Raw genomic sequence first — 25,418 nt, 5'->3', positions numbered from 1 at the left:
TCGATTTCCGCTGCAACTTCGGCCATCTTACGGGGTTGGACTGTAAGTTTCCTGTGAGAGCGGCGGTGATCTTCGCAATATAATTCGCGCATGTGGTTTATGGTGGGTGGTATGAACTCACCTGCAGAAAACAACCTGACCCCGCACCGGATTCCCGCACCGGAATATCCGGCTGCGCACCATAAACTCACCGAGGATGCTAAGGCTGACTACCTCAAAGGTTTTAGCTCGGCTGCTATTCATGCGGGCTACGAGCCGGACTCGCACATCGGCTCTGTCAATGTTCCGATTTATGCCTCCACCACCTACGCCCAAGACGGTCTAGCCAGCCTGCGCGGCGGTTTCGAATACGGGCGTGTGGCGAACCCGACTGTTCGTAGCCTGGAAACTACCCTGGCTGCTTTAGAAAAAGCCCCGTATGCGCGCGTATTTTCCTCGGGTATGGCGGCCACCGATACTTTGCTACGCATTCTGTTGCGTCCAGGTGACCACATGATCTTAGGCAACGACGCCTACGGCGGAACCTGGCGCCTGATCGAGTCTGTCTTTAAGCCGTGGGGGATTGATTATACTATCGTCAACACGTGCGATGTCGACGAGCTGGCGGGCGCGATCCGCGAAAACACCCGCGTGATCTGGTTGGAAACCCCCACCAACCCGGCGCTATCCATCAGTGATATTTCTGCCATCGCAGAGGTTAAAGGTGGCGCCTCTCTGGTAGTGGATAACACTTTTGCTTCCCCATACCTGCAAAACCCGATCAGCTTGGGTGCAGATCACGTGCTGCATTCGACCACCAAGTATTTGGGCGGGCATTCCGACGTCGTTGGTGGGGCAGTGGTCACCGCTGATAAAGACGTCGACGCCGAGTTGTTGTGGTTCCAGGGGGCAGTCGGTTCTATTGCCTCGCCTTTCGATGCCTACCTCACCACCCGCGGCATCAAAACTCTCTCGGTGCGCATGGACCGGCACTGCGATAACGCAGAAAAGATCGCGGAGTTTTTCCAGTCCCGCCCCGAGATCAAATCCGTGCTCTATCCGGGCCTTGCAGATCACCCGGGCCACGAGACTGCCACTAAGCAAATGAAGCGCTATGGCGCGATGATGTCCGTGCGCTTCCACAGCGAGGAAGCAGCGAAGCAATTCTGTCTGAACACGACGCTGTTCTTGTTGGCAGAATCCCTTGGCGGTGTGGAATCACTAGTAGAACACCCCACCAGCATGACGCACGTGTCCGCTGAAGGCTCCGAGCTTTCCCCACCAGCTGATCTGGTGCGCCTGTCCATCGGTATTGAGGACATCGACGATCTCATCGCTGATCTCACGCACGCGTTGGACAAGTTGGACGAGAAGTAGACCTAGCGTAGAAATCTAGCCGAAAAACTGAGGAGTCGAAATGACACAGGAAGAGCAAACACAGCCAGCACAGGCACGCAAGGTTGCCGTTGTTACCGGAGCAACCGGTGGCATGGGCCGTGAGATCGCTGCCGATCTTTCGCGTGACCACGCCGTTTATGCCCTCGGACGCAACCAAGAAGGCCTCGATGCGCTCGCGGAATGCGCCAACATTACCCCGGTGCAGGCTGATCTGGTGGCAGAATTGCTTGCCGACGACGCGCAGCCCGGCACTCAGCTGGCCGACGTCCTCGGCCTGGACACAGTCGACGTTGTAGTCCACGCTGCGGCAATTGCAGAAAAGAAATCCGTCGACGATGCCACACCGGCCGATTGGCGCAAGCACTTCGACATCAACGTTTTCGCTGCCGCCGAGCTGACCCGCCAGCTGCTTCCAGCCCTGCGAAAAACCGAAGGCGATGTCATCTACATCAACTCCGGAGCCGGTCACGGAGGACACCCGAACAACGTCGTCTACGCCGCCACCAAGCACGCGCTGTACGCCGTAGCGGATTGCCTGCGCAAGGATGAACGCGATATCCGCGTGACTACTGTCGCGCCGGGCCCTACGGATACCGCGATGTTGGAAGGGTTGATGGGCGACTACAACGCTGAGCACATGATTGCACCGGCGGAGGTAGCCCGTGCCGTGCGTTCCTGCGTGGAGGCGGGCCCAACCACGCAGTTCACCGAGTTGCGGGTGCGCCCGCGCATTGAGCTAGCAGACCGCTAGCGCCACTAGCTCACAGCAATTACGCGGAGTAATTACTCAGTAATTACTCGCCGCGGTCGATGCGCTGGTTGCGCAGGGCACGAGCAGTGCGATCGCGGCCTTCGAGTACCAACCGGCGCAAACCAGCGGGCATATCTCCAGCCAGGAAGTCGTCGGCACGCTGCAAGCCTTCTTCCGTCTTGTCCCAGGTTGGGTAGGTGCCGGTCAATACGGCCAGCGCCATTTCTGGGGAAAATTCGGCCCAGACTTTCTGTGCGTCGGCGAAGTATGCCTCGTTGAATTGCTCCAGGTGCTCCGCCGAACCAGTGAAGGTCAGCCCCAGCATTTTGAAGCGGGCTTCCAAGTTGCCCAACCCGCCGGTGCGTAGCTCATCCCAGATGCGCTTCTTATTCTCGTCGGTGTTGATGGCTGCTTCGACCTGGAGCGCAGCCTGCGCGCCAGACGAGGTTTTGTCCAGCTCGCGCTGTTGGCCGATCTTTTCGCGCACGGCGGCTTCCTCACCGATGGCGCCATCGGCAGCCAGTGCAGTCAGTGCCTTCCAGCGCAGCCCGGCGTCCTCGTCATTATCCAGGATGTTGTGCAGGTATGCGCGGGTGGAATCAACCAACGGCAGGTGAGACAGCGTCTTGATGAAGATCAAGGCGCGGTCTTCGCTGCCGTTTTCGGCGGCCGCTTGGAACGCCTCACCGAGTAACTGTGCGCCTTCGGCCTTTGCCCAGTCTTGGTCCGCATAGGCCGTGAGAGCGGTGACAGCCTGGCCGGTGATGCGTTCCAGCACCGCCATTTCTGTTTCTGCCTGCGCACCACGTGCGACCAGCTGCACGAAATCCCGTGCCTTCAGGCTGCCGTCGCGGGTCATCTCCCAGGCGGCAGACCAGCACAGGGTGCGAGCCATCGGATCGGCGATCTTGTCGATGTGCTGCAGCAGAGTTGCTAGTGAGCGCTCGTCGAGTTCTGGCAGGCAATAGGTCAGATCATCGTCGTTGACCAGCACGAGGTCTGCAACCGGTGCGCCGACCAGTTCGTCGACGTTGGTGAACTCACCGTCGATGTCCAGTTCGACGCGCTTGGTGCGCACCACCTTCTGTGACTGTTCGTCGAAACGGTACAAGCCCACTGCAATGCGGTGGGTGCGCAGGGTCTCACCGGCTTGGTGCACGGCGAAAGACGTGTAGGTCTTGCCATCATCCTCGGTGCGGGCAGCCAAGGTGTTGACGCCGGTGGTTTTCAGCCACTGCTGCGCCCACCAGCTCAGATCACGGCCGGAGGCGTCCTCCAAGTGGCCCAGCAGATCGTCGAAGGTGGCGTTGCCGAATTTGTGTGCCTCGAAGTGGCGACGCACACCGGCGAAGAATTCCTCGCGGCCGACATAAGCTTGTAGTTGTTTCAGCACCGAAGCGCCCTTGGCGTAGGTGATGCCGTCGAAGTTCTGCTCGACGGTCTCGATGTCCGAGGCGTCGGTGGAGATCGGGTGCGTCGTCGGCAGCTGATCCTGCTGGTAGGCCCAAGATTTCTCGATATTCGCGAAGGTGACCCACGCGGTGTCGTACTGAGTTTCTTCGGCCTGTGAGATCGCCGAGGCCCAAGTGGCAAAGGACTCATTGAGCCACAGGTCATCCCACCACTGCATGGTCACCAGGTCGCCGAACCACATGTGCGCCATCTCGTGCAAGAAGGTATCGGCGCGGCGTTCGTACTGGTAGTGGGTGGCCTTGTTGTGGAAGACGAACTCGTCGCGGTGGGTGACGCAACCGGCGTTTTCCATCGCGCCCATGTTGAACTCTGGGCATAGCACCTGGTCGTATTTGCCGAATGGGTAGGCAATGCCGAAGTTGCGGTGATAGAAATCAAAGCCCTGCTTGGTTTCGGTGAACAGGCGCTCGGCATCGAGGTGTTTGGCCAGTGATTGGCGGCAGAACAGTGCCAGCGGCACCGAAATTTCACGCTCTTCCTCGCTGGTTTCCGGGTGCGCGGTGAGCGTGCCCGTCCATTCGTCGCTGACCTGGTAGTAGTGGCCGGCGCACACAGCGATCAGGTAGGTGGAAAGCTGGTAGCCGATCCGTGAATTCCACTCGCGGGAATCGCCATTATCGGTAACCGTGGAGGTCTCGTTGGTGATCACCGTCCAGTCGTGCGGGGCGGTAATCGAGAAATCGTAGGTTGCCTTCATATCCGGCTGGTCGAAACACGCCAGGATGCGTTTCGCATCGGCAGTTTCGCATTGCGAGTACAGGTAAACCCTGTCATCAGCAGGGTCGACGAAGCGGTGGAGCCCCTGCCCGGTGCGCGAATAGGGAATACGTGCGGTGACATCGACGCTGTGGCGGCCCGGTTGCAGCCCCTGCAGTGGGATGCCGTGCTCGGCGTCGTACTCGGTCGGTTTTTCGGCGCCGTCGATAAAAAGCTCCACGATTTCGTCGGCACGCAAATCTAGGAAGGTATCTGCCTGCTGGCCTTCACGGACTTCGAAGTCGACGACGGTGTGGGAGGTGAAGAATTTCTCGGAGACGGTGAGATCCAGAGCGACCTTGTAATTGTGTACCTTGATCTGCTGCGAGCGCTGTTGAGCCTCGTCGCGTGTCAGGTTTAGAGAAGTCACGGAATGAATTACCTTTCTTCTGCGTTGTACTAAATACTGCGGCTGGTCGATGTCGCGGCCAGTGCCACAGAACTATTAGGTCATGAAGTTGTTCGCACCCAGCTTAATGTCTCCATAGGATCGGTGGTGGTGGATTTACTCTATGACTGGATAAATGAAGACCGGATAAGTGCACATGAGCGCACATGAACATCGCACATGATCCAGGCATTGTGTGCGGGGCTAATTTGTCCCATGTGAAAGAATCCCGAATGAAGAATTAAGGAGAATACGATGGAAACCGTACGTTTTTGGTTTGATGCTTCCTGCCCGTTTGCATGGCAGACATCCCGCTGGATGAAGGAAGTCGAGAAAGTCCGTGACGTGCAGGTCGAGTGGATGCCGTTTTCTCTGTCCGTGCTGAATGAGGGCGCAGATATTCCGGCCGATTATGCCGAGATGATGAAGGCCAACTGGGGTCCAGCCCGGGTTGCTGCCGCGTTGAAAGATCAGCACCCTGACAAGGTTGATGCCTATTACACGGCCTTGGGCACCTTGATTCATAAGCAAGGTAACGGTGGTCAAAAAGGCTACGGCGCTTACGACGATTTGATCGTGCGGGCTTTGCAAGACATCGACGCCGACGTCGAGCTGGCGAAACTGGCAAATAGCGACGAAGTTGATGAGAAGCTGCGCGCATACCACCAGCAGGCCATTGACTTGGTCGGTAATGATGTGGGAACTCCGGTAATGCAATTGGGTGATGCGGCGTTCTTCGGCCCAGTTATTACCCGTGTTCCAGAAGGCGAAGAAGCCGGGGAACTTTTCGACGCCGCGCTGCGTTTAGGACAGTACCCATACTTCTTCGAACTGAAACGTTCCCGAACCGAAAACCCACAGGTGTAACTATGTTTGGTACTTTTATTACTTCTCTGATCATCGCTGCTCTGGGCGGTGCCGCTGCCTTTTATTCTTGGCGGCAGAATGCCATGGTGGCCCTGATTTCTGCAGGCGTGTGCTTGGTTGCTTCGATCATCGCTGTGATCACCGGCCTGGCATCCACCGTGGCCGTTGTGTTCAAGCTTCTGCCATGGCTGCTGCTGGCGTTGGGCATTTGGTTGGTCTACCGCATGTTGACTAACCGTAATTCCGATGCTGGTGCTGATGCTCCGGCGCAGCGCTCAGCGCGTTAAGCGCTGATTCGGTAAGCGTGAGCATTGTGTTCTAGCGCCTTAATGTATGTGGCCTTAGTGCGTCAGTGCGGTGAGCTATTACCAAGGACTACCGCAACGCTGAACGATTTAGCCGTCTGGTTTCTGCCAGGCGGCTATTATTGTGTGTATGCGCGTTTATCTTGGAGCAGACCACGCAGGTTTTGAGACGAAAAACCTGATCAAAGAACACCTGAACAAAGCTGGTTATGAGGTGATTGATTGCGGTGCGCACACCTATGACGCCGACGATGATTACCCAGCGTTTTGTATCGACGCAGCTACACGCACCGTGAATGATCCAGGTTCGCTGGGCATCGTATTGGGCGGTTCTGGAAACGGTGAGCAGATTGCCGCTAATAAGGTAGAGGGTGCACGCTGCGCATTGGCGTGGTCGCCAGAAACCGCACGCTTGGCGCGTGAGCACAACAACGCACAGCTGATCGGTATCGGTGGACGCATGCACTCAGAGGAAGAAGCACTGCAGATCGTCGATGCTTTCTTGGATCAGGAGTGGTCGGCAGCGCAGCGCCACCAGCGCCGCATTGACATTTTGGCGGAATATGAGCGCACTGGTGTAGCCCCAGAAGTACCAAGCGCCGAATAACTAATAACTGAGGCTGCAAATGGAGCTTCCCGTAGAAAATAAGTGGCACCGTACAGACGACGGCAAACAAATAGCAGGAGTCTGTGCAGGCGTAGCGGAAACGTACGGGGTCAAAGCCGATACTGTGAGGTGGTGCTATGTCCTAGCCCCTCTGGTAGGGGCCCCTATGATTTCGTGTATCTATTTCAGTGGCTGGCCTACCCCAAATGGTAGATATTTGTTTTAGCGCAGATTTTGTTGTCAGCTAAAAACACCAAGCACCCCATTGTTGAACCAACAATGGGGTGCTTGCTTGGCTTAGGTCTTGGTTTTAGAAGTCGAAGCCGAGGTCAAACAGGCCGCCGTCATCGCCGCCCCCGAATAGACCACCGCCGTCGTCCATACCTGCATCGTCCATGCCACCCATGTCATCCATGTCGCCGCCATCTGCGCCGTCCATACCATCGGCACCGTCCGCTCCAGCACCATCAGCACTGTCTAGGCCCTCGCCAGCCCCAGATTCAAAATCTTGAGCACTATAGCCAACGCCTGCCATGCCGGAAAACATCATGGAAAACATCATCGCCGAGCTCATGGCCCACACGCCGGTCAGCAGTGCAGGTTCCCACCAGCGGGTGGAATACCAGCCAGCCGGTACCGGGCGTCCTGCAACTTTGCCACCAGGGTAGTAGTGCGGGGCATCATCACTGGCTTTCGGTGAGGCGATGATGTGCTCACCTTCGTGGTCAATCTCACGGCGTTCGGTGACCTTACCGGCATTGCGCTGGTCTTCTAGCGGTGGGATCTCCGGCCCGGTAGACATGCCCATGATCTCACGCGCCGCGTTGGCATAGTGCATACCTTCGAGTGCGGATTCGCGGGCCAAGCGGGCTTGCTTCACGGTGGTGGCAGAAGATAACGCCGAGGCTGCCGCGTTGTGGCGCTCAGAGGCATCAGACATGGCTTGCTTCGAGGCGGTATCGGTGCCGTCGATGCTATAGACCTGCGAACCTAACCGGTCGATCCAGCGCTGTGCGTCGGCACGCGCGTCGTCCAGCTCATTCTGGTTATTTTGTTCTATTTGCTTTTTGTTGTTCCGGCTGGCGAAATAAAACGCGATGCCGACGCCAAGCAGAACGATCAACAGGATTTCCATGCTTATTCTCACTCCCACAATGTTTTCTCGCCATTCTAACGATTCTGCGCGGCAGTGGTGTGGCGGAGTGTTCGTGCCACTTTACCAGCTATAAATTGGTGGTAAGGGGCGAGTTTTGGCGCTATCACGATTATGATGTAGGCTATTGAACGCACCGCAAGGGTGCGTGGGAATGTCGTATAGTGGCTAATACCTCAGCCTTCCAAGCTGAAGACGCGGGTTCGATTCCCGTCATTCCCTCCACGTAATCCCGTGGGGCTGATCGTTAGTAGCACTGAGAAAATATCCGTGCAGATATAATCACTCAGTTGTAAGATCAGTCTCACGGGATTTTTCCGTTGCCAAATCGGCGTAGGCTGGAATGCTGTTGAACAACTACTCATAAACAGTGTATTCCAAGGAGCTTTGACTACATGTCGAAAACCTACGCAGACTTCCTTATCGACACCCTCGCCAAACAAGGCGTGCGTCACATTTATGGCCTCGTCGGTGACAGCCTGAACCCCATCGTTGATGCCGTGCGCCGCCACAAAGACATGGAATGGATCCATGTCCACAATGAGGAATCCGCAGCTTTCGCCGCTGGTGCAGAGTCCCTCGTTACTGGCGAACTCGCCGTGTGCGCTGCCTCCTGCGGGCCAGGAAATACTCACCTGGTGCAGGGACTTTACGACGCCCACCGCAACGGCGCCCGCGTGCTGGCACTGGCTACCCACATCCCGAGCGAAGAAATCGGCACCGGCTTCTTCCAAGAAACCCACCCGCAGCAGGTACTGAAGGAATGTTCCGGCTATATCGAAGTCGCGCATTCCGCGAAGCAGGGCCAGCGCATCCTGCATACCGCCATCCAGAATTCGATTGGCAACAAGCAAGTATCCACGCTGGTCATCCCCGGTAATATTGCGGCGGAGAAGGTCGATGAGCCGGTGAGCGGTGGAGTAATCGCTCGCAAGAAGGGGCAGATGATTCCGGATGCTGCCGACGTCGACAAGCTCGTTGCAGCCATTGATAAGGCAGAAAAGATCACGCTGTTCGTCGGTGCTGGCTCCGCCGGTGCGCACGACGAGATTATTGATCTAGCGACTCATCTGCATGCCCCCATCGGCCACGCACTGGGTGGCAAAGAAGTTATTCAGTATGACAACCCGTACGACGTCGGCATGTCCGGCCTGCTGGGCTATGGCGCTTGCTACGACGCCTGCCAGGATGCCGATCTGCTGCTGATGCTGGGCACGGACTTCCCCTACGTGGACTTCCTGCCAGATGGCTCTGACGTCGTGATCGCGCAGGTTGACAACAACCCGGAGCATCTGGGACGCCGCGCGGTACTCAGCCACGCTATCTGCGGCGACGTGCTACCAACCGTCAACGCGCTGCTGGAAAAGACGAAGAACAAGACTGACCGCTCGTTTCTGGACGCGATGCTGAAAAAGCACGAGCGCGAGTTGTCGCATGTCGTGGATGCGTATACCAAAAACGTCGAGAAGCACACCCCGATTCACCCGGAGTTCCTCGCCGATCAGATCGATGAGTTGCTGGAAGACGACGCCGTGGTCACCGTAGACACCGGAATGTGCAACGTGTGGGCGGCTCGGTATATTAACCCCACTGGCCGTAACCGCGTGATTGGTTCCTGGAAACACGGCACCATGGCCAACGCGCTGCCACAAGCCATTGGCGTGCAGCAAGCAGACCGCAACCGTCAGGTCGTCAGTTTCTCTGGTGATGGCGGCTTGGCGATGTTGATGGGTGAGCTTTTGACGGTACGTCGCAATAATCTGCCGGTGAAAACCGTGGTCTTTAATAACTCCTCGCTGGGCATGGTGAAGCTAGAAATGCTGGTCGAGGGCATGCCGGAATTCGGTACCGACCACGACGGCGTTGATTACGCCGGTGCAGCAGAAGCCCTGGGCATCCCTTCCGTACGTATCACGGACCCGAAGAAGGCGCGCCAGCAGTTGAAAGAGGCCCTGGAGATGGACGGTCCGGTGCTGATCGACGTCATCACCGATCCGAATGCGCTGTCCATGCCACCGACACTGGAATTTGATCAGCTCAAGGGCTTCGCCTTGGCAGCTGGCCGCACCGTTCTTGAAGGCGGCGTGGGCAAGATGCTGTCGATGGCACGGTCTAACCTGCGCAATATTCCGCGCCCATAAGCGCACCTCGCGCTCGAACGGTGCGTTGCTAGAGCGCGCAAGAACACTAGAGCGCGTAAGAACATAAGCCCGTATTGCGGCGGTGACGCACCATCTGTACTTGCTGGGCTGTTTCAAGGCGGTGTTTGGTGCCCGTACTGTTTAACGTTTCAGCTCAGCTGCGAGTTCAACAGCTTGGCGGATAGCCCGTGCCGCGTCGAGCTCAGCGGCAACATCCGCGCCACCAATAACGTGCACGCGGGAGCGCTGGTCCTCGGTTAAGCTCTCGAAGTCTGGTTCGATAACTGACTCCTGGCCGGTGCACAGCACGATCGTGTCGACGCCCAAGACGGTGTCGGTGCGGTTGTTTTTCAGGTCGTCTTCCAGCGCGGCGACCTTATCTTTATCTCCCGCCTTCTGCGCCTTCCGGATAGCCTTGCTGGTCTTGGCGGCGTCGTTGACCGGCACATTCAGGTGTAATCCGTCGTTGTCGATCTTCGTATAGGCAACGCCACTGACCTGCTTGACACCAGCTGCTGCTACGGAAATACGGTGCACCCATCCGGTGGTGCGGTTCAGGCCCAAGCCCTGCGGTGAAGGTTTGCGCTGCAGCATCGTGATTTCGCGCTGCGCCCGTGGAGGGTGTGGGCGTTCCAGGTTGCCGGGCAGATCAGCGCGTCGGCTAACACCCCAGGCGGATTCCCATTCGTTGATGCTTGCTGGTTGCGGCTCGGCGGTGATGTTTGCGGACGCTGGGGCTTCCACCAAATACTCTGCGACGTCGAAGCCGATACCACCGGCACCGGCAATCGCCACCTTGTTGCCTGCCTGTTTGGCACCGGAGAGCAGTTCTGCGTAGGTGATGACGTCGACGTCGAACTCGCCGGCCATGGCCTGTTCGATGCCCGGAATCTCCGGTATGCGTGGGCGCACGCCAGTGGCGATCACTACTTCATCGAACCCTGCGGCGAAAGCTTCGTTGGCCGTCATCGGGGTAGAAGTAGTGATTTTCACCTTGTGCGCATCTAGCCGGGTGAGCACCGATTTTAAGGAATAGTGGAATTCTTCTTTGCCGGGGATTTGCATTGCTAGACGGAACTGCCCGCCGACGGTGTCAGCTGCTTCGAATACCTCGACGGAGTATCCCCGTTGTGCCAGTGCTTCAGCACCAAATAGGCCAGCGACACCGCCGCCGATCACCGCAGCCCTGGGTGCAGCGTTTTCTGAGCTACCAGGAATTTCATCAGCATCAGTGTTGCCTTGGTTGATCGGTTGCAAGGTCAGCTCGGTTTCGTAACCGGCACGGGGGTTGACCAAGCAGCTAGCGCGCTTGTTTTCAAAAACATGGTCCAGGCAGGACTGATTGCACGCAATGCAGTGGTTGATCTGGTTTGCGTGGCCAGCTTGCACACGGTTGATGAATTCTGGATCCGCCAACCAGGGGCGGGCCATGGAGACGAAATCGGTTTCTACGCCGGTGTCATCCCAGGTTCCGGCCAATACTTGTTCGGCAACTTCTGGGGTGTTGATGCGGTTGGATGAGACCACCGGAATGTTGACATGTTCTTTCACACGGGTGGTGGCCCAGCTGAATGCTGCACGCGGGACGCTGGTGATCACCGTTGGTACCTGGGCTTCATGCCAGCCGATACCTGTGCTGAGCATGTCGACGCCGGCTTCTTCCAAGCCACGTGCAAGCTCCAAGATTTCGCTTTGGGTTTGGCCCTCTTCGACCAATTCCAGCATGCTCATGCGGAAATCCACCAGGAAATCCTCGGGCACGGCTTTCCGCACAGCCCGGGCGATTTCCAAGGCGAACAAGCTGCGTTGCTGGCCCCAGCGGTCGTCGCGCTGGTTCGTGCGTGAGGAAAGGAATTGGTTAATCAGGTAACCTTCCGAGCCCATAATCTGCACCCCGTCGTAGCCGGCCTCGGCGGCGAGCTTGGCCGAGTGCGCGAAATCCTGGACGGTTTGCGCGACTTCTTCGTCGGAAAGCGCACGAGAAGGAAACGGGCTGATCGGCGCCTGGGTGGCGCTAGCGCTGACCGATTCCATATGGAACGCGTAGCGGCCTGCGTGCAGCAGCTGTAGAAACGCCAGGCTGCCGTGTTCATGTATAGCAGCGGTGACTTGTTTGTGGGCGTGCACCATGTCGTCGTTATTGAATGGGTGTGCAAATGGGCTTAAAACACCCAGCTGATTCGGCGAATACCCACCGGTCACCACGGCCGCGGCACCACCTCGGGCGCGTTCCGCGAAGTAGGCTGCCAGTTTCGGCGCGTTGGCCGGGTCATCTTCGAGGCCGGTGTGCATCGAGCCCATGATTGCGCGGTTGCGGAAGCGTTTCTTACCGACGGTGGCCGGGGAAAGTAGGCGCGAATACGCAGAAGTATTGGCAGTGTTGGGAGGAACAGAACCGGTCACGGAATGTGTCATGGATAACACATTAGCGTGTGTGCTGCTTAACAGAAATTCCTCACCGCTTATGGGTGGAGAGAAATAGCCGACCCCGGCTGTGCGCAATGAAAATAGGACAGGTAGACTACGGGGTCGTGTTCACATGCGGTTGCTGCATGTGAATGATCGCGGGGCGTAGCGCAGCTTGGTAGCGCGTCTGCTTCGGGAGTAGAAGGTCGCAGGTTCAAATCCTGTCGCCCCGACAAATGGGGCCCTGGCTGTGAGTGCTAAGGGCCCCTGTTTAATAAAATAAGTAATAGAACTATCCCTCGATGAGAAACCAGGAGAGTTACTCGTGAAGACAACCGTCGACAAGCTGAGCGATACCCGCGTGAAGCTCACCGTGAATGTCCCATTCTCTGAGCTTGATAAGGAAATCGACGCAGCCTACAAGGCCATCGCGCAGCAGGTGACTATCCCAGGTTTCCGTAAGGGTAAAGCCCCGCGGCAGCTGATCGACGCGCGTTTCGGTCGTGGCCCAGTATTGGAGCAGGTCGTCAACGACATGCTGCCCGTCAAGTACGAAGAGGCCATGAAAGAAAATGATATCAACCCAATCGGTCAGCCTGAGGTTGATATCAAGCAGATTGAAGATAATGACTTCGTGGAGTTCACCGCAGAGGTTGATGTCCAGCCAGATATTGAGGTACCGGACTTCTCCAAGCTCAAGGTATCCGTTGCTCCACTGAAGTCGCTGGATGAGGCGACCGAAGAGCAGGTTGACCAGCTGCGTGACCGTTTCGGTGAGTTGAAGGAAACCAAGCGCCAGCTGAAGACCAATGACTTCGCTGTGATCGACTTGTCTGCTGAAATCGACGGCGAAGAGATCGAAGATGCCAAGGTAGAGTCCATGTCCTATCAGATCGGCTCTGGTAACTTGATTAAGGGCCTCGATACCGCTCTGCGTGGCATGAAGACCGGTGAGGATAATTCTTTCACTGCGAAGCTGGAAACCGGTGAGCGCGCCGGTGAAGAAGCTGAAGTTTCCGTACACGTACAGAAGACTCAGGAGCGTAAGCTGCCGGACTTCGACGATGAGTTCGCCCAGATGGCTTCTGAGTTCGACACTGCCGACGAGCTGCGCGATGCCATCCGCACTCAGGCTGAGGAATCCGTCAAGGCACAACAGGCTGCAGAGATCCGCGATGAGGTCCTGAAGGCTGCTCTGGAAAAGGTTGAGTTCGAACTGCCGAAGACCGTGGTTGATGACCAAGTTCATAACCAGTACCACCAGGTACTGGGCCAGGTTGGTGGCGATGAGAAGGCCCTGGCGCAGCTTTTGGAGGCGCAGGGTACTTCCCGCGAGCAGTTCGACAAGGAAGCGCGCGAATCTGCCGAGGATTCCGTACGCACCCAGCTGTTCCTGGATGCTGTTGCCGAGCAGGAGCAGCCAGAGGTTTCTCAGGAAGAGCTGACCGAGCACATCATGTTCACCGCCCGTTCCTACGGCATGGAGCCGGGCCAGTTCATGCAGCAGCTGCAGCAGGCTAACCAGTTGCCAAACTTGTTCGCGGACGTTCGTCGCGGCAAAGCATTGGCTATGGCTATTTGCAACGTCACCGTCGAAGACACTGACGGCAACTCTGTGGACCCGAAGGATTACTTCGGCGAGGAAGACAACAACGACAGTGTTGAAGGTGCTGCAGGCGCAGACAATGCTGATGCTGCTGAGGCACAAGAAAGCACCGAAGAGAAGTAAAATCTCTTTTTAGCACGCTGATGCATAATGCCCGCCGGGTCGAGCTTACGCAGCTCGGTCGGCGGGTTTTTGTCTAGCTAGCGCTGGTCTATTACTGGCATCCAGCCCGTACCCTCGCGCGTGTGCAGTAGGTGCTAGCTGACGCTGGGCTGACGCTGCGCTGGCGCAAACGCTGACAGCGAACACACCTGACGGGCCCGAAAGCGGCGGGTATTCTGGTGTCATTGAGGACGACGACTAACAGGAGTTGGAAACACTAATGTCTGACAAAATTACGAGCGACGCAGGTTCGACAGGCATGAACCTGGGCGACTCTGTCTATGAGCGTCTGTTGCGTGAACGAATCATCTTCCTGGGTACCCAGGTGGACGATGAAATTGCGAACAAGTTGTGCGCGCAGATTTTGTTGCTGTCCGCGGAGGACCCAAACCGCGACATTTCTCTTTACATCAACTCCCCAGGTGGCTCGGTGACCGCTGGTATGGCGATTTACGACACCATGAAGTATTCGCCGTGCGATGTGCGCACCTACGGCATGGGCTTGGCTGCCTCTATGGGACAGTTCCTGCTCACCGCGGGTGCACCAGGCAAGCGTTTTGCACTGCCGCACGCGCGCATCATGATGCACCAGCCATCAGCTGGGGTCGGTGGTACTGCGGCGGATATCGCTATTCAGGCGGAGCAGTTCGCGCAGACGAAACGTGAGATGGCGGAACTGATTGCAGAACACACCGGCCAGACTTTTGAGCAGATCACGAAAGACTCTGACCGCGACCGTTGGTTCACTGCGCAGCAGGCACTGGATTACGGCATGGTTGACCATGTTGTTTCCGCCGCCCAAGGCGGCACCGTCACTAACTAGGCACGAACCACGAAACAGGTTAGAGGAGAACTACTTTCATGTTGAACCAATCCCAGATGCCATCGTCGCGGTACGTGCTGCCGTCGTTTTTGGAGCACTCCGCGAACGGCACGAAGGAAACCAACCCGTACAACAAGCTGTTTGAAGAGCGCATCATCTTCTTGGCTTCTCAGGTTGATGACACCGCAGCCAACGACATCATGGCACAGCTGTTGGTACTGGAATCTCAGGATCCAGACCGTGATATCACCATGTACATTAACTCGCCAGGTGGTTCTTTCACTGCGTTGATGGCAATCTATGACACCATGCGCTTCGTGCGCTGCGATGTGCAGACAGTGTGCCTGGGCCAGGCTGCCTCTGCCGCTGCTGTACTTCTGGCTGCTGGTTCACCGGGTAAGCGTGCTGCGCTTCCAAATTCGCGTGTGTTGATTCACCAGCCTGCTACCTCCGGAACCCAGGGTCAGGTTTCTGACTTGGAGATTCAGGCCGCTGAAATCGAGCGTATGCGTACCTTGATGGAACGCACCTTGGCAGAACACACTGGCCGCAGCGCCGAGCAGATCCGCATCGACACCGACCGTGACAAGATTCTGACCGCCGAAGAGGCGGTGGAATACGGCATCATCGATCGCGTGTTTGAGTACCGCAAGGCCAACCACAACTAGTTTGTAGTCGTTCGGCTACATCGTCGGCTGGCTATTTTCGGTACAGGAATTCCAGAGGTTCCTGGACAAAGCCAGCCTGCTGCGCATGAACTGCTCCTCATAGTTGGACCGAAAAATTTGGTTCTACTAGTGGGGAGCATTCTTGTGTGTTGCGGCGCGTTGCGATGGCTGTGGTAATGGCTGTGGCTGTGACTGTGACTGTGACTGTTATTGTCGCCGCCGCTGTGGCGCTGGGCGCAGGGCGGTTGCTGACAGAAAGCGGGTTGCCAGCAGTACGAGCACAGGGATAGGGAACGGCCATGCCTATAATTTGTCCAGCACCAAGTTGTCTGGGTGGTATTGCCTCAGATTTCGTGTGGCTACCGGCTAGGAGCGGGCATGGTGGTTAGACTGGGGAGCACTGTCCACGACTGCGAAATGAGAAGTACGTAAAGACCCTATGGCACGTATGCAAGAAAGCGCTGACCTGCTGAAGTGTTCCTTCTGTGGGAAGAGCCAGAAACAGGTGAAAAAGCTCATCGCCGGTGGCGGCGTCTATATCTGTGATGAGTGCATTGAACTGTGCAATGAGATCATCGAAGAGGAAATCGCCAATGAACCGGGCGCACAGGACACCGAGGATGCTAAGCGTCTGCCTCGGCCGTCGGAAATTTCCGCGTTTTTGGATAATTACGTCATTGGCCAGGATCAGGCCAAGCGCACCTTAGCGGTCGCTGTGTATAACCATTACAAGCGTATGCGTGCCGACGAGTTCGCCCGCTCTGGTGCACGCTCGGGGCAAAAATCACCCAGCGGGAAATACGCTGCACGCACAGATTCCATTCATGCGGACGAAGAGATCGAGATTGCGAAATCCAATATTTTGATGCTGGGTCCAACCGGCTCTGGTAAAACCTACCTGGCGCAAACCTTGGCGCGTATGCTGGATGTGCCGTTTACCATTGCCGATGCCACGTCGTTGACCGAGGCCGGTTATGTCGGCGAAGACGTGGAAAATATCCTGTTGAAGTTGCTGCAAGCTGCCGATTTTGATGTGGAGCGCGCCCAGCGCGGCATCATTTATGTTGATGAGATCGACAAGATTTCGCGCAAGAGTGAAAACCCATCGATTACCCGCGATGTGTCCGGTGAGGGTGTGCAGCAGGCACTGCTGAAAATCCTGGAAGGCACCACGGCGTCGATTCCGCCGCAGGGCGGGCGCAAGCACCCGAACCAGGAGTTTATCCAGCTGGATACCTCGAACGTGTTGTTCATTGTCGCTGGTGCCTTTGATGGTCTTGATAAAGTCATTGCGGAGCGCGTCGGCAAGAAGGGCTTGGGCTTTGGCGCTGAGATTGATTCGCGTAAAGATACGGATAATGCCGCGCTGTTTTCGCAGGTGCGCACCGCGGATTTGGTGAAATTCGGCCTGATTCCAGAATTCATCGGACGCCTGCCTGTAGTGGCGACGGTGGAAAACCTGGATCGTAACTCGCTGGTGCAGGTGCTCACGGAACCGAAGAATTCCCTGGTTAAACAGTATCGTAGCCTGTTTGCCATGGACGGCGCTGAGTTGCTTTTCGACGATGATGCCCTCGGCGAAATCGCAGAATTGGCGATTGAGCGCGGCACCGGTGCGCGTGGTTTGCGCGCGATCTTGGAGGATCTTCTGGTGCCGGTGATGTATGACCTGCCGGACCGCGAGGACATCAACCAAGTGGTTATTACCGCGGCTGCGGTGCGTGGGGAAGACACCCCGGAGCTACGCTACTCAGAAAATATGCAGTCGGCGTAGCTGGTTGCTGCAGCTGTTCGGCGTAGCTGGCGCAAGCCCCAGGGTTAGTCCCAGTAGATGCCCAATCCGGAATCATCGCGGTCTTCATCGCTGGTGGTGGCCAGATAAGATTCGTGCTCGGAATCGGCGATATTCGACGTCAAAAATGACAGCACCGCATCGACGACCAGCCGACGCACTCCCGCGGTGTTTGCCGCCGAAAAGGTATCAACCCGCGTGGTCATCGCCATGAGATGCTGGTGGTTGAGCCGGGAAAAACTCAGCGAAATAACCAGGTAAAACACGTCAAGCGCGGAAATTCCAGGACGGAACGCCCCGGCTTCTTGGCCGCGTAACAACACTCGGTCCAGATGCAGGCCCAGTTCGGATGATTCCATCATCGTCGTGGTGGTTCCTGCCTCCAGCACTGGGTGCAGCGATTCTGCCGCCAGCAGCGCTACCGCATCACGGTGAGTATCGAGCTGGGTAAATAACGCGTGCACGATATGCGCCATGCCCTCGGCCGGCACAGGAGAATCGATGCTCAGTGTCGACGCTGGGGGAGTAATCGCATCCATGCAGGCGGCGATGACCTGGGAATACAGCTCGAGCTTGTTCGCTGGCGCGCCACTTCGTGTGTCTTGCAGCTGCGAGATGTCCGCGTGCTCGTAGCCATGGCGGATGAACTCAGTGATCGCAGCTCCTAGCTCTGTGGTTATAGCATTCGCGCCATTCTCATCATTCTCGCCGCGATTATTCATGTGCCTCCAAAGCCAGATTATCAATCAAGCGCACTGGGCCGACCCACGCGGCTGTCAACGCCAAGGCAGGTCGAGTACCAGCAGGCACATCCCGTAAATCGGCGGGATCGACGATGCGGAAATAATCTAGTTCCACGCCCTCACAGCTAGCTAAGTGCTCTGATGCTTCGTCGACACTGGTAAATATGTCATCCCGGAACCCAAACAGCGTCTGCGATAAGGCGGTGGCGTGCTGGCGCTGCTGTGCACTCAAACGTAGATTCCGGCTGGATTCAGCCACCCCGTCGTCGCCACGCACAATGGGCAATCCGTGGATGGCAATGGGCATATCTAGATCCCGCACCAGCGCCTGAATGATCGCTAACTGCTGGGCATCTTTGCGCCCAAAATAGGCGCGGTCTGGTTGGATGATCTGAAACAGCTTGGCGACGACGGTGGCAACGCCATCAAAATGCCCGGGGCGGGAGGCGCCTTCCAAAATCTCGCCCATGCGGCCGGTACGCACCCAGATTTGTGGGTGCCGGTCTGGGGCTGTGCTAAACCCCGGATACATTTCGTCCACACTCGGGGCAAAGACAGCATCGATGCCGAGACCGCGCAAGAATTCGGCGTCGGCGTCGAGATTGCGTGGGTAGTTGCGGTAATCGTCGCAGTCGCCGAGGTCAGCAAATTGCAGCGGGTTGACGAATACCGATGCCACCACGATGTCGTTGTCGGCACGAGCAGCGCGCACCAGGCTGGCGTGTCCGTCGTGCAGCGCACCCATCGTCGGCACCAGGCCTATTGACGGGCTAGTCGTATCAGGAGCAGGCGCATTAGCAGCAGCCGACCTACTAGTAGCAGCCGACCCAGTGTCCGCTGCACCAGAGCCCGCTGCACCAGACGCAGCCTGACGGGATCGTGATTGCGCACAAAATGCGCGCATGTCAGAGACAGTGTGAATAATCTGCATGTAGTTTTTAATTACTTCTCGTCGCTAAACGATTCTGCTTCGTTCGGGAATGCGCGAGCTGCCACATCCTCGCGATAGGCGCGCGCACCTGTGCGTAGCTCGTCGGCAAGATTGGCGTATTGGCGCACAAACCGTGGTGATTTGCCAGTGCCCAGGCCGAAAGCATCCGTCCACACCAGAATTTGTCCATCGGTCTCGTTGCCAGCGCCGATGCCGATAGTGGGGATGGGGCAATCGCGGGTGATCTGTGCAGCCAGCTGGCTCGGAACCATTTCCATGACCACGGCAAACGCGCCCGCATCGGCCACGGCCTGCGCATCAGCGGCCAGTTGTGCGGCGGCTTCGCCACGGCCTTGCACCCGGTAGCCGCCGAGCGCGTGTTCGGACTGCGGGGTAAAACCAATGTGCGCGCACACCGGGATGCCGGCGTCGACAAGCGCTTTAATGGTCGGCGCAATCTCCACGCCACCTTCGATCTTGACCGCCTGCACGCCGGCTTCTTTCATAAACCGCACCGCAGTATCCACGGCTTGGGCCGGGGAAGTCTCGTAGCTGCCGAACGGAAGATCGGCAACGACGAACGCGCGACGGGTGGAACGCACGACGGCTGCGGACAAGCTGATGAGCTCCTCAGTGGTGATCGGCAGGGTGGAGCTGTGCCCGAAGACCACGTTCGCCGCGGAATCGCCGACGAGTAGCAAATCGATTTCGGCGTCGTCGAAAATGCTGGCGGTGAGGCTATCGTAGCTGGTTAGAGCGGTGAACGGGGTGCCGCTGGCTTTGGCACGCGAAAAATAATGAGTGCGTAGGCGCTGTGGGGGACGGGACGGTTGGGTAGACATAGGCCGGATTTTAGCAGTGTGGCGGATTATTACTGGGGATCTGCTGGACAATTGCCATAGCCGCTGGAGTCGCTGTAGCTTTTGCAGCTTCTGTAGCTTCCGTAGCTGCTGGAGCGTTTGTTGTAGTGTTGCCGCCCATGTTGCAGGTGGGCGCTAGAATAGGCGCCGTGATGACGGAGAACCAGCAAAACCCAGATGACCGTAATTCCGCAACTGATGCCGCGCCGGGTCGCGACCGTAGCGATCTGCTTGCGAAGAACTGGCAACCGGGCGAGGTAGAGAAAGATCTTTACGACGCTTGGGAGGCGCAAGGCTATTTCCGCCCGGATGAGGACGCCGACAAGCCCGCTTATTCCGTGGTTTTGCCGCCGCCGAATGTCACCGGTCAGCTGCACATGGGGCATGCGCTCGACCACACTCTGATGGATTCGATTATTCGCCGTAAACGCATGCAGGGCTTTTCCACGCTGTGGCTGCCGGGGTCGGACCATGCGGGTATTGCCACCCAGACCAAGGTGGAAGCCAAGCTGCGCGAACAGGAAGGTAAGTCCCGCTGGGATTATTCGCGCGAGGATTTCATCTCTAAGGTCTGGGAGTGGAAAGAAGAACACGGCGGCACCATTCAGCAGCAGATGCGCGCGATTGGTGATTCCGTCGACTGGTCACGCGAGCGCTTCACCCTGGATGAGGGGCTGTCGCGCGCTGTACAGCACATCTTCAAGCAGATGTTTGATGCTGGCATGATTTACCGCGCGCACCGCCTGGTCAACTGGTCGCCGGTGCTGGAGACCGCAGTCAGTGATATTGAGGTGGTGCACAAAGACGTCGACGGTGAGCTGGTTTCGCTGCGCTATGGTTCGCTTGCCGACGACGAGGATCACGTCATCGTCGCCACCACCCGTGTGGAAACCATGCTGGGCGACGTCGCCATTGCCGTGCACCCTGATGATGAGCGCTATACGCACCTGGTGGGCAAGAAGTTCCCGCACCCGTTCCGTGATGATCTCGAGTTGGAAGTCATTGCCGACGACTACGTGGATCCGGAATTCGGCTCCGGTGCCGTGAAGATCACCCCGGCGCATGATCCGAATGACTATGCGATGGGCCTGCGCCACAACCTGGACATGCCCACGGTCATGGATACCACCGGCCATATCGCTGGTACTGGTACCCAGTTTGATGGGGTGAGCCGCGAAGAAGCACGCGTGAAGGTCCGCGAGGCGTTGGCTGAGCAGGGCCGCATCGTCGCCGAGAAACGTCCGTATACCCACTCGGTTGGTCACTCGGAACGCAGCGGAGAACCGATTGAGCCGCGCCTGTCACTGCAGTGGTTTGTGAAGGTGGACAAGCTCGCGCAGATGGCTGGCGATGCCGTGCGTGAGGGAGATACCAAGATTCACCCGGCGTCGATGGAACCACGCTATTTCGACTGGGTCGATGACATGCATGACTGGACTATCTCGCGCCAGTTGTGGTGGGGCCACCGCATCCCGATTTGGTACGGGCCAGAAGATGAAAACGGCGAGCGCGATATCGTCTGCGTCGGCCCGGATGAGCAAGCTCCCGAAGGCTATGAGCAAGATCCAGACGTATTGGATACGTGGTTCAGCTCTGCGTTGTGGCCGTTTTCTACGATGGGTTGGCCAGATAAAACTGCTGATCTGGAGCGCTATTTCCCAACTTCGGTGTTGGTCACCGCCTACGACATCCTGTTTTTCTGGGTTGCGCGCATGATGATGTTCGGCACCTTTGCAGCCAGCCAAGACCCGGAAACCTTCGGCACTGCTGCTGGTGGGCGCCCACAGGTGCCGTTCACGGATCTCTACTTGCACGGCCTGGTACGCGATGAGCATGGCCGGAAAATGTCGAAGTCTTTGGGCAACGGCATTGACCCAATGGATTGGGTACGCGATTACGGCGCGGACGCTTTGCGCTTTACCTTGGCGCGTGGTGCAAACCCAGGCGTGGATTTGCCGGTCGGCGATGAGGCCGCGGAAGCCTCGAAGCGCTTTGCCACCAAGTTGTTTAACGCCACCAAGTTCGCGTTGATGAACGGCGCGGGCATGGGCGAGCTGCCCGAGCGCAGTGAGCTTACCGACGCCGACCGCTGGATCTTGGACCGCACCGAGCAGGTACGTGTGCAGGTAGATAAATACCTGGAGGACTACCAATTCGCGAAAGCCAACGAGCTGCTCTACCACTTCGCCTGGGGTGAGCTGTGTGACTGGTACGTCGAGATCGCGAAAACCCAAATCCCACGCGAGGGAGAATCCGCACAGGGTCGAAACACGCAAATTGTGCTGGGACGAGTGCTGGACGTGGTGCTGCGTTTGCTGCACCCAACCATGCCGTTCGTCACCGAGGTGACGTGGAAGGCGCTGACCGGTGGCGAATCTCTGGTGGTAGCAGATTGGCCTACCGCCGCTGACACCAACGGTGGGGTCGAGGTGGATGAGGTCGCTGCGCGTCGTATTGCCGATGCTGAGGTACTGATTACCGAGCTGCGTCGTTTCCGTGCGGACCAAGGCGTGAAGCCGTCGCAGAAGATCCCGGGCAAATTGGATTTTGCTGCCGTCGACTTGGTTGGGCAGGAAAACCTGGTGCGCAACCTGGCAAACGTGGAAGAACCGGGTTCCGATTTCACCGAGTCCGCCTCTGTCGAAGTGCGCCTGAGCCAGGCCACGATCACCATCGCGGTGGATACTTCGGGTGCCGTGGACGTGGCAGCAGAACGCGCCCGTTTGCAAAAGGACCTGAAGAAGGCAGAAAAGGAACTGGCCCAGACTGGCGGCCAGCTGCAGAATGAGAAGTTCTTGGCGAAGGCACCGCAGGATGTCGTCGACAAGATCAAAGCACGCCAGCAACTGGCACAAGAAGAAGTCGACCGCATCGGTGCGCGTTTGGAGGCACTAGGCTAGTGGCAGATCACCAACACGCAGACCATGATCACCAGCACACAGGCAATGGTCACCAGCACGCAGACCATTCTGAAAGCAGCGAGTTAGACCAGGACCTCGCCGCGCTGGCCGGTGATGCGGTGGAAGTCGATGAGCACGGGTTGAAGCTCAACCTGGGTTTGCCGGATGAAGAACGCAACGCGCCAGCCCCGCTGCAAGCCACGCCGGAAGAACTCAGCGCCTTGGCTGCCGTGGAGGCAGAACTGGATACCCGCTGGCCGGAAACAAAGATCGATCCGAGCCTGGAACGCATAGAGTACCTGCTGGATTTATTGGGCAACCCGCAAGAAAACTTCCACGTTATCCACGTCGCGGGCACCAACGGCAAAAGCTCGACGGTGCGCATGATCGATTCGCTGCTGCGTGGTTTCCATCGGCGCACCGGCATGTTCACCTCCCCGCATTTGCAGACGGTCACCGAGCGCATCTGCCTGGACGGCAACCCAATTCCGGCGCGGGATTATGTGCGCCAATGGGAAGAAATCGAGCCGTTTGTGCAGATGACCGATGCGCATTTCGACGTGCGTTTGTCCAAATTCGAAATCCTGACTGCCATGGCTTATGCAGCGTTTGCCGATGCCCCGGTGGAAGTCGCCGTCGTGGAAGTCGGTCTGGGCGGAACCTGGGATTCCACCAACGTGGTGAACCCAGAGGTATCCGTCGTCATGCCCGTGGGTTTGGACCATCAGAATTATCTGGGCGAGACCATCGAAGAAATCGCGGCGGAAAAAGCCGGAATCATTAAAAAACGTGATGACCTGGATGACGTGCTGAAACCCTCGGAGAATATCGCCATCATTGGCGAGCAGGACCCGAAAGCCATGGACGTGATCCTGCGCCGCGCCGTCGAGGTGGAGGCCGGAGTGGCGCGCTACAGCAGTGAATTTGGGGTGCTGGAAACCTCCGTCGCAGTTGGCGGACAGCAATTGCACCTGCGTGGGCTGGGCGGGGAATACCCAGAGATTTTCATTCCGCTTTCGGGCAGCCACATGGCTGCGAATGCCTCGTGCGCCCTAGCAGCAGTGGAAGCATTTTTCGGTGCCCGCGCCGGGCACGGGCTTGACCTGGATACTGTGCGGGAAGGCTTCCGCACCGTGTCGGTGCCGGGCCGTTTAGAGCGCGTGCGTACCTCGCCGACCACGTTCATCGACGTGGCGCACAACCCGCACGGCGCACAGGCGCTGGGTGCTGCGCTTTCGCGGGATTTTAACTTCCATCGTCTCATCGGCGTGCTCGCCGTGTTCGACGACAAAGACGCCAAAGGTGTGTTGCTCGCGTTGGAACCACACCTGGATGAGGTCGTGATTAGCCAAAACAGTTCTCCGCGCGCGCTGGATGCTTATACGCTGGCAGAATACGCCGTCGAAATCTTTGGAGAAGAGCGCGTGCACACCATCGACGATCTGCCGGGTGCCTACGCGCTGGCCGTCGAATTGGCGGAAGATGCCGAAGTGCAATCCGGCTCTGGCATCGTGATCACGGGATCGGTGGTTACCGCAGGGGAAGCGCGCACGCTATTTGGAAAGGAACCGTCGTGACAGAAAAGAAGTCCCGCCGCGACAATAACCGCCGCGCTGCCGAGGCGGTTGGCAACCGCGCTGCCGAGTACGGCCCATTAGGGCCGGGAAAAGCCCCGGTGAAAGACCCCATGCGCGGGCTCGCTGGCATGATGTCGGGTACCCTGATCATGCAGGCGATCAGCATCTTTTTGGGCCTGACCGTCATCCTGAAAATCGACGGCGGAGTGTACTGGACGACGCCGAACTGGGTGACAGTAACGGTGCTGGGTGCCCTGCACGTGTTGGCGGTATTTTTCGTTCGCAAGCCCTGGGCAATCACGATGATCTTAGTCCTGCAAGTGCTGGGATTATTGACGTTTTTCATTCACTGGTCCATCGGCGTGATCATGCTTCTGTTCATCAGTGTGTGGGCATTCATGTTGTACCTGCGTTCGATGCTGCTTGAACGTATGCGTCGTGGCCTGCTGACCACCCAGCACTTGGGTACGGAATAATTGCGCTAGTCGTGGAATTTCCGGTGTTTCGTGTCGGCTGGGAAGTGCTAGACCGAAGAAGTTTTCACTAAAACAAGTTGTAGAATGGGCGCCATGACTGAACGTACTTTGATCTTGATCAAGCCTGACGGTGTACAGAATGGCCATGTGGGAGAAATCATCTCCCGCATTGAGCGCAAGGGACTGCGCTTGGCTGAACTTGACCTGCGCGTGGCAGACCGCGAAACTGCAGAAAAGCACTACGCTGAGCACGCCGATAAGCCATTTTTCGGTGAGCTGGTGGAATTCATCACCTCGGCACCGCTGATCGCGGGCATCGTGGAAGGCGATCGCGCTATTGACGCGTGGCGCCAGCTGGCTGGCGGCACCGATCCCGTGGACAAGGCCACCCCGGGCACCATCCGTGGTGATTTCGCGCTGTCTGTGGCAGAAAATGTGGTTCACGGTTCTGATTCCCCAGAATCTGCAGAGCGCGAGATCGGAATCTGGTTCCCGAACCTGTAAGCAGCGGGTTCTGGTTCCAAGAACCTGTAAGCAGTGGATTCTGGTGCACGAACTTGTAAGCAGCGGGTCCTGGTTCCAAGAATCCGTATCCGCCCGGTGCGCTCGTTCCGCGCACTTATATAACCCGACGCGGTTTATGTGCCAGTTTTACA

General features: G+C 57.6%; 22 protein-coding genes and 2 tRNA genes. 18 read left to right on the top strand and 6 right to left on the bottom strand.

The genetic code is table 11. From position 1 onward, the window contains the following. Positions 1–90: 90 nt before the first annotated feature. Both QP888_RS07625 and QP888_RS07620 read left to right on the top strand, forming a co-directional pair. Positions 91–1,356: a cystathionine gamma-synthase gene (locus QP888_RS07625; RefSeq protein WP_284812937.1), complete on the top strand. Its 1,266-nt coding sequence runs from the start codon at positions 91–93 to the stop codon at positions 1,354–1,356. A gap of 40 nt (positions 1,357–1,396) precedes the next feature. Continuing rightward, the gene (locus QP888_RS07620) at positions 1,397–2,128 is read left to right on the top strand and encodes an SDR family oxidoreductase (RefSeq protein WP_284812936.1); all 732 of its coding nucleotides are present in this window, start codon (positions 1,397–1,399) and stop codon (positions 2,126–2,128) included. A 43-nt stretch (positions 2,129–2,171) separates the two neighbouring features. Here the strand turns inward: QP888_RS07620 and pepN are convergent, their stop codons facing one another. Then, entirely contained in the window at positions 2,172–4,727 is a 2,556-nt protein-coding gene (gene pepN, locus QP888_RS07615; RefSeq protein WP_284812935.1) for an aminopeptidase N, read from the bottom strand. A gap of 273 nt (positions 4,728–5,000) precedes the next feature. Here pepN and QP888_RS07610 point away from each other — a divergent pair, with 273 nt between their 5' ends. The 4 genes from QP888_RS07610 to QP888_RS07595 all read left to right on the top strand — a co-directional run bounded on the left by QP888_RS07610 (position 5,001) and on the right by QP888_RS07595 (position 6,750). Further along, positions 5,001–5,612, top strand: a complete 612-nt coding sequence (locus QP888_RS07610; protein ID WP_284812934.1) for a mycothiol-dependent nitroreductase Rv2466c family protein — start codon at positions 5,001–5,003, stop codon at positions 5,610–5,612. 2 nt (positions 5,613–5,614) lie between these two features. Further along, positions 5,615–5,899 (top strand): hypothetical protein, encoded by a 285-nt coding sequence (locus tag QP888_RS07605; RefSeq protein ID WP_284812933.1) that lies wholly within the window; start codon positions 5,615–5,617, stop codon positions 5,897–5,899. Between the two features lie 148 nt (positions 5,900–6,047). Continuing rightward, positions 6,048–6,524: a ribose-5-phosphate isomerase gene (locus tag QP888_RS07600; RefSeq protein WP_021353173.1), complete on the top strand. Its 477-nt coding sequence runs from the start codon at positions 6,048–6,050 to the stop codon at positions 6,522–6,524. A gap of 19 nt (positions 6,525–6,543) precedes the next feature. After that, the gene (locus QP888_RS07595; RefSeq protein WP_284812930.1) at positions 6,544–6,750 is read left to right on the top strand and encodes a PspC domain-containing protein; all 207 of its coding nucleotides are present in this window, start codon (positions 6,544–6,546) and stop codon (positions 6,748–6,750) included. A gap of 84 nt (positions 6,751–6,834) precedes the next feature. Here QP888_RS07595 and QP888_RS07590 read toward each other — a convergent pair whose 3' ends face one another. Next, positions 6,835–7,659, bottom strand: coding sequence for a DUF1542 domain-containing protein (locus tag QP888_RS07590; RefSeq protein ID WP_284812929.1), 825 nt, complete (start codon positions 7,657–7,659; stop codon positions 6,835–6,837). Positions 7,660–7,827: 168 nt separating this feature from the next. Here QP888_RS07590 and QP888_RS07585 point away from each other — a divergent pair. Both QP888_RS07585 and QP888_RS07580 read left to right on the top strand, forming a co-directional pair. Beyond that, a tRNA-Gly gene (locus tag QP888_RS07585) sits at positions 7,828–7,902 on the top strand. A 170-nt stretch (positions 7,903–8,072) separates the two neighbouring features. Then, a complete protein-coding gene (locus QP888_RS07580; RefSeq protein ID WP_284812927.1) occupies positions 8,073–9,818 on the top strand; it encodes a pyruvate dehydrogenase in 1,746 nt (581 codons plus the stop codon). Positions 9,819–9,959: 141 nt separating this feature from the next. Here QP888_RS07580 and QP888_RS07575 read toward each other — a convergent pair whose 3' ends face one another. Continuing rightward, the gene (locus tag QP888_RS07575) at positions 9,960–12,233 is read right to left on the bottom strand and encodes an oxidoreductase (RefSeq protein ID WP_284812926.1); all 2,274 of its coding nucleotides are present in this window, start codon (positions 12,231–12,233) and stop codon (positions 9,960–9,962) included. Between the two features lie 150 nt (positions 12,234–12,383). Here QP888_RS07575 and QP888_RS07570 point away from each other — a divergent pair. The 6 genes from QP888_RS07570 to clpX all read left to right on the top strand — a co-directional run bounded on the left by QP888_RS07570 (position 12,384) and on the right by clpX (position 17,257). Continuing rightward, a tRNA-Pro gene (locus tag QP888_RS07570) sits at positions 12,384–12,457 on the top strand. 92 nt (positions 12,458–12,549) lie between these two features. Next, positions 12,550–13,953 carry a trigger factor gene (gene tig / locus QP888_RS07565; protein ID WP_284812925.1) on the top strand — a complete coding sequence of 468 codons (1,404 nt, stop codon included), beginning with the start codon at positions 12,550–12,552 and terminating at the stop codon, positions 13,951–13,953. A 259-nt stretch (positions 13,954–14,212) separates the two neighbouring features. Next, positions 14,213–14,815, top strand: coding sequence for an ATP-dependent Clp protease proteolytic subunit (locus QP888_RS07560; RefSeq protein WP_284812923.1), 603 nt, complete (start codon positions 14,213–14,215; stop codon positions 14,813–14,815). Between the two features lie 38 nt (positions 14,816–14,853). Beyond that, a complete protein-coding gene (locus QP888_RS07555; RefSeq protein ID WP_284812922.1) occupies positions 14,854–15,483 on the top strand; it encodes an ATP-dependent Clp protease proteolytic subunit in 630 nt (209 codons plus the stop codon). Between the two features lie 146 nt (positions 15,484–15,629). Then, entirely contained in the window at positions 15,630–15,773 is a 144-nt protein-coding gene (locus tag QP888_RS07550; protein ID WP_284812921.1) for a hypothetical protein, read from the top strand. A 149-nt stretch (positions 15,774–15,922) separates the two neighbouring features. After that, on the top strand, positions 15,923–17,257 hold the full coding sequence (gene clpX / locus QP888_RS07545) for an ATP-dependent Clp protease ATP-binding subunit ClpX (RefSeq protein ID WP_284812920.1): 1,335 nt from the start codon (positions 15,923–15,925) through the stop codon (positions 17,255–17,257). 44 nt (positions 17,258–17,301) lie between these two features. Here clpX and QP888_RS07540 read toward each other — a convergent pair whose 3' ends face one another. From QP888_RS07540 to panB, 3 genes are read right to left on the bottom strand one after another with little or no spacing between them, the layout of a single operon-like run. Next, positions 17,302–17,997: a TetR/AcrR family transcriptional regulator gene (locus tag QP888_RS07540; RefSeq protein WP_284812918.1), complete on the bottom strand. Its 696-nt coding sequence runs from the start codon at positions 17,995–17,997 to the stop codon at positions 17,302–17,304. Next, a complete protein-coding gene (gene panC, locus QP888_RS07535; protein ID WP_284812917.1) occupies positions 17,990–18,949 on the bottom strand; it encodes a pantoate--beta-alanine ligase in 960 nt (319 codons plus the stop codon). The genes QP888_RS07540 and panC overlap by 8 nt, the downstream gene beginning before the upstream one ends. A gap of 11 nt (positions 18,950–18,960) precedes the next feature. Continuing rightward, on the bottom strand, positions 18,961–19,791 hold the full coding sequence (gene panB, locus QP888_RS07530) for a 3-methyl-2-oxobutanoate hydroxymethyltransferase (RefSeq protein WP_284812916.1): 831 nt from the start codon (positions 19,789–19,791) through the stop codon (positions 18,961–18,963). A gap of 170 nt (positions 19,792–19,961) precedes the next feature. On the opposite strand from panB, the gene QP888_RS07525 reads away from it, so the two are divergent. The 4 genes from QP888_RS07525 to ndk all read left to right on the top strand — a co-directional run bounded on the left by QP888_RS07525 (position 19,962) and on the right by ndk (position 25,266). Further along, a complete protein-coding gene (locus QP888_RS07525) occupies positions 19,962–22,709 on the top strand; it encodes a valine--tRNA ligase (protein ID WP_284812971.1) in 2,748 nt (915 codons plus the stop codon). Continuing rightward, positions 22,709–24,286 (top strand): bifunctional tetrahydrofolate synthase/dihydrofolate synthase, encoded by a 1,578-nt coding sequence (gene folC, locus QP888_RS07520; RefSeq protein WP_502869149.1) that lies wholly within the window; start codon positions 22,709–22,711, stop codon positions 24,284–24,286. The genes QP888_RS07525 and folC overlap by 1 nt, the downstream gene beginning before the upstream one ends. A 110-nt stretch (positions 24,287–24,396) precedes the next feature. Further along, positions 24,397–24,762: a DUF4233 domain-containing protein gene (locus tag QP888_RS07515; protein ID WP_284812969.1), complete on the top strand. Its 366-nt coding sequence runs from the start codon at positions 24,397–24,399 to the stop codon at positions 24,760–24,762. 93 nt (positions 24,763–24,855) lie between these two features. Next, on the top strand, positions 24,856–25,266 hold the full coding sequence (gene ndk, locus QP888_RS07510; RefSeq protein WP_284812915.1) for a nucleoside-diphosphate kinase: 411 nt from the start codon (positions 24,856–24,858) through the stop codon (positions 25,264–25,266). Positions 25,267–25,418: the final 152 nt, after the last annotated feature.

The organism is Corynebacterium sp. MSK297 (assembly GCF_030232885.1).
Taxonomy (GTDB): domain Bacteria; phylum Actinomycetota; class Actinomycetes; order Mycobacteriales; family Mycobacteriaceae; genus Corynebacterium.
The sequence above is the reverse complement of the archived record's forward strand: the minus strand, read 5'-3'. Positions and strand labels throughout refer to the sequence as shown.